4 protein-coding genes are annotated in these 4,363 nt (G+C 35.2%); 2 read left to right on the top strand and 2 right to left on the bottom strand.

Annotation, left to right across the window (positions count from 1 at the left end; all coding sequences use genetic code 11):
* Positions 1-291 precede the first annotated feature (291 nt).
* Complete coding sequence (locus ORL93_RS30665) at positions 292-1,590, top strand: plasmid recombination protein (RefSeq protein WP_265960334.1); 1,299 nt, start codon at positions 292-294, stop codon at positions 1,588-1,590.
* Between the two features lie 39 nt (positions 1,591-1,629).
* Here ORL93_RS30665 and ORL93_RS30660 read toward each other — a convergent pair whose 3' ends face one another.
* A complete protein-coding gene (locus ORL93_RS30660; protein ID WP_483298363.1) occupies positions 1,630-2,181 on the bottom strand; it encodes a replication/maintenance protein RepL in 552 nt (183 codons plus the stop codon).
* A 636-nt stretch (positions 2,182-2,817) separates the two neighbouring features.
* Here ORL93_RS30660 and ORL93_RS30655 point away from each other — a divergent pair.
* Positions 2,818-3,114 carry a hypothetical protein gene (locus ORL93_RS30655; protein ID WP_265960332.1) on the top strand — a complete coding sequence of 99 codons (297 nt, stop codon included), beginning with the start codon at positions 2,818-2,820 and terminating at the stop codon, positions 3,112-3,114.
* A gap of 97 nt (positions 3,115-3,211) precedes the next feature.
* On the opposite strand, the gene ORL93_RS30650 is transcribed toward ORL93_RS30655, so the two are convergent.
* Complete coding sequence (locus ORL93_RS30650; protein ID WP_265960331.1) at positions 3,212-3,802, bottom strand: AAA family ATPase; 591 nt, start codon at positions 3,800-3,802, stop codon at positions 3,212-3,214.
* Between the last annotated feature and the right edge of the window lie 561 nt (positions 3,803-4,363).

The raw sequence follows: 4,363 nt of genomic DNA, 5'->3' as shown, positions 1-4,363 counted from the left end.
GTTGTCAAAAGGTACCCTTTTGACCCTGCCAACCGGCGAGGGAGCCCCTCAGGATTGAGGGGTTGGGGAGTTCGATTGAGGGGGTCTGGGGAAGAGTTCCCCAGCAGGTTTGGACAGAGTCCAAGGTTTTGTTTTTTGCCATGCAAAGCATGGTTCGGCGGAGACCGACATAGCCTCGCAGAGCCTTTTCATTGTGTACATCGAGCGTAGCGGAGTGTCACAATACAGAAAAGGTTACTTTGCCAAAGTAACAAAGCTTTTGGTATAGTGAGAGCAAGGAGTTGATTCGTCATGAGCATGTCAGTTTCTCTCAAGAAGGCAACGAACAAAACCAATATCAAACACAATAATAGGACAATGAGCGAGAAGGAAAAAGAGCGAAATTCACACATAGATTATTCAAGGTCTGACGAAAATAAATATCTTGTTCAGAAAGATTTAAAAGAATTGTATCAAGAAGAGTTCGGGGGAGCGTTGGAGAACTATAACGCTAAACAAAAACGCTCTGATAGGAAAATTGACGATTATTATAAACACATTCAGTCCAGTAAAAAAACTTCGCTTCAGCAAGAAATGATCATTCAAGTTGGTGATTTGAACGACTTCATTCGCAATGCCGATTATAAAAGAGCAAATGAAATTTTGTTAGAATGGTTCAAGGATTTTGAAAAACGAAATCCTAATTTAAAAGTTTATAATGCGGTCATTCACAATGACGAGACAAGCCCTCATATGCATTTAAATTTTGTGCCTGTGGCGAGTGGATATAAGCGAGGACTTGAAAAGCAAGTATCATTTGACCGAGCCATTACGCAACAAGATTCAACGTTAGATAAAACTCGTCCTTTTGATGATTGGCGAGAAAAAGAAGTAAAGTTGTTAGAAAAAATATTAAAAGAGCGTGGCATTGAACGAAAACTAGTTGGCTCAAATGAATATAAAGATGTGAACGAGTACAAAGAAAAAAAGGATTTAGAAAAAGAAATTCAGTGGCTAGAAAGAGAAATTGTCAAAAAGAAAGATGAACTTGTAAAAGTTAGTGAGCAAGTTCCTGAAAAGAAAATGAATCTAAAGAGTAAAAAGAAAGAGATTAAGACAGAGGTGGAATCCAAATTTATTGGGAAACCTAAAATCATTGAAAAAGAAACAGGTAATTATGTTTATACACCAAAACAAGTTAAATATCTGGAAGGTTTGGTAGGTGCAGCTGTTACTGTAAAAAAAGATTATGAGCGTTTGCAGACAACGGATCTAGTTCAGGAAAATAAAAATCTCCGTGAGGAAGTCTATCAAAAAACGAAGGAAAATGAACAGTTAAAAAAGGAATTGGCGTCAGCTACGCTTGAAATCGGTTCATTAAAGGGCGATATACACTATTTGAAGGCTCATATACGTGATTTGAAAGCAAACATAAAGGTTTTATACCAACAAACGAAAAAAATCTTTAAAGAGCAATTTGAGGCGTTTAGAGGGCTTATCAAAAATGAATTGGATATAAAAGGTATAGACAATCAGTTCGAACGTGAGCATAACAGAGAAATGAAAAGCAAAAGTAAACAAAAAGGACATGACATGGACAGGGGGCGATAAAAAAGCGATACCTATTGTAAGGGGTATCGCTTTTTTGCTCTATTTTATCCCTTCTCTTTCGCGTAAGGCTTTGAATCTATCGAATTGGTTTCTATATTGATAATCTTTATTTTCCTTTTTACTAACAAGGATTTTTCCGTCATATTTTGCGAATTTTTTACTTGTGTTTTTATCTGTCCATGCAAGATTTTCATTAACTACATAAACATTTGATGTGCCCATTTTTAATACATCAATAAAACCATTTTCTTCAAGGATTTTAATTGCTCTGTAAATCGTCATTCTTGATTTTCCGAAATAATCTTCAAAAACTGAATATGAACAAGCTAAAGCATTACGGTTGTCCATATGTTCTAATATAAAAAATAACAAACTACTAGCAAATGGCTGTTTTGTCATTAACCAACGTAATTCAGGCATGTTATCACGATACAATTGTATAAAGTTATAGTTCTTTTTTTCTTCTTCTTTTTGTTTTTCTGTTTTCTCTTTTTCTTCTTCAAGCTCTAGTAACTTTTGAATTTTATTCAATTCTTCGCTTGTTAATTCAACTGTAATCTTTTTTTCTTCTTCATTATCCAATTGCAACACCCCTGATATCATTCTTTTATTCCCTCCTATGTATCACAAGCTATGATACATTTATGTATCAACTTTGTTACATCGTATAACAAATAAATATACATGTAAATAATTATTTGTTACATCTTGTAACATAAATGTATCACAAGCTATGATACATTTATGTATCACAAGCTATGTTACATTTGCTCTTTAAAAAGCCTTATTTATCAAGGTTTTTAGCCTGTCTCTTTCTATATCTCTTAGTAGGGCTTTTCTCCATACAATGGTCAGGTAGTATTTTTTGAGAAACCCACTCAAAAAATCTCCACCTTTCCTTCATTGCATTCCGAAATTCGGCTGGTTTTGAGCTTTCGCCAAGCCGAACAGACCAAAAACGAGGATTAAGTTGCTCGACTTGGACTAGCAATTGTACCAGCCGAACCACCCAGTCCTATCGATTCATGCAATTCTCTTTTGCAATATTCAGTTACGTTAAGTTCCTGGGGGCTAGCCCCCACCCCCCCAACCAGCACTCACACCCAAAAACAAGGAGAAATTAAAAATCTTCATTTATAACAGTATTTTTTGATAATATATTGTATTATTTTATTTAGATTCACAGTAAGTGTATGGAAAAAATTAAAAATATTAGGAGATTTATTTATGAAAAGAAAATTAGTATTATCTATTGTTTTTTCAGGTGCTTTAGTATTATCAATCGGATTTGTAAAAGATTTTCAAGGTACAAAGGTATTTGTACAGACTGATGGAGATCAATACAAACATGTTACTAAAGAAGAACAAGATCAAAGAGAAAATGCAATAGCAGAAGAGAAAGATGTTATCACTGTTATAACATCAGAAGAACAAAATATGGTGGAAAATGGTTCAGTTCAAGAAGGATTTGTTCCACAAGCAAATGGGACAGGTTTCTATTTTGAAAAATCCCCCCAAAATTAAATTCATTATGGGGTTTCACCAGCATTTTGGAAAAAAACTACGCTAGTCAAAAATACAATAAGCCGTCCATATGGACGGCTTATTTACATAAAGTTCGTTATTGGAAGTTCTTCTTATGTAAAATTTCTGCTATAGACTCTTCTACTTCTAGTTCTGTTTTGAAACCAACATCAAGAATCATTGTGGTGCTAAAATGCTTATACCAGTTCTTTTCTTGATTATAAAATTTCAATTGTTCTTCAAAGGAATTTCTACTCCTGGTTTTATCTGTTTTTTTTCGTTCGCGTAATATTTCTACTGGAGCATCTAAGTATAAAATTAAGTTAGAGCGACAGTTTCTAAGTTCTTGTAATTCTTGATTTAATTCAGTTTCAATATCCCAGTTCTCCCCTATAGATTTCGGAAAATGCAAAGTGTAAAACTCAATATCTTCTGGACCACGATCTAATAACACAATTCCTTCAGGTAGAGTTTTAAACCTTTCGATTTCAGCTTGAATAAATAACCTTTGGTTATGTACAAACCCTTCCTTTTTTCGAATATCTAAATTGAGTTCTTTTCTTTTTTGTACAATTGGATATGGATTCTCGTAGAATACATGTAAATTTTTGTACTTTTTTTCAAGGTTTCTTGCTAACGTTGTCTTTCCAACTGCCATCCCACCTTGCAAAGATATTATAAACTTCATAAAATCCCCCCATTCTTAAATGCATATCCTATACATGTAAGGTTAACATAACGTCTCATTATCGGTAGCAAGAAAAAGGCGAATCCCTACTCTCACAAGGAATCCGCCTTTTTCTTTTTCTGTGAATCTATGCGATTTTTTATACATTCCTATTATGGTCCGGTTTTCAGGTTCTCGTTTGTTACTGGATTAGCTAAAAAACTGTATAAAATTCTGCATGCTCTTAGTGTGGTTTTTTTCCAAAATGCTGGCGGTACCCCTCTATGAAAAATAATCGCTATTTTGAAATGTCAAATAGTGAATTAGACTTTTTTATTTCAAAACAACAAAAAGAGCAGAGGTAGCTGCATGGCGTATGTCAACGGTACCGGACTGAACCCGTAAGGGGGCGGGAGGATAAGGAGTTGCCATACTCACTATGCAACCCTCTTGTGGTTGTCAAAAGGTACCCTTTTGACCCTGCCAACCGGCGAGGGAGCCCCTCAGGATTGAGGGGTTGGGGAGTTCGATTGAGGGGGTCTGGGGAAGAGTTCCCCAGCAGGTTTGGACAGAGTCCAAGGT

It is taken from the genome of Bacillus sp. DHT2 (assembly GCF_026241455.1).
In the GTDB taxonomy this organism is placed as follows: domain Bacteria; phylum Bacillota; class Bacilli; order Bacillales; family Bacillaceae_G; genus Bacillus_A; species Bacillus_A pseudomycoides.
This window is presented reverse-complemented; position numbering and strand designations above follow the sequence as displayed.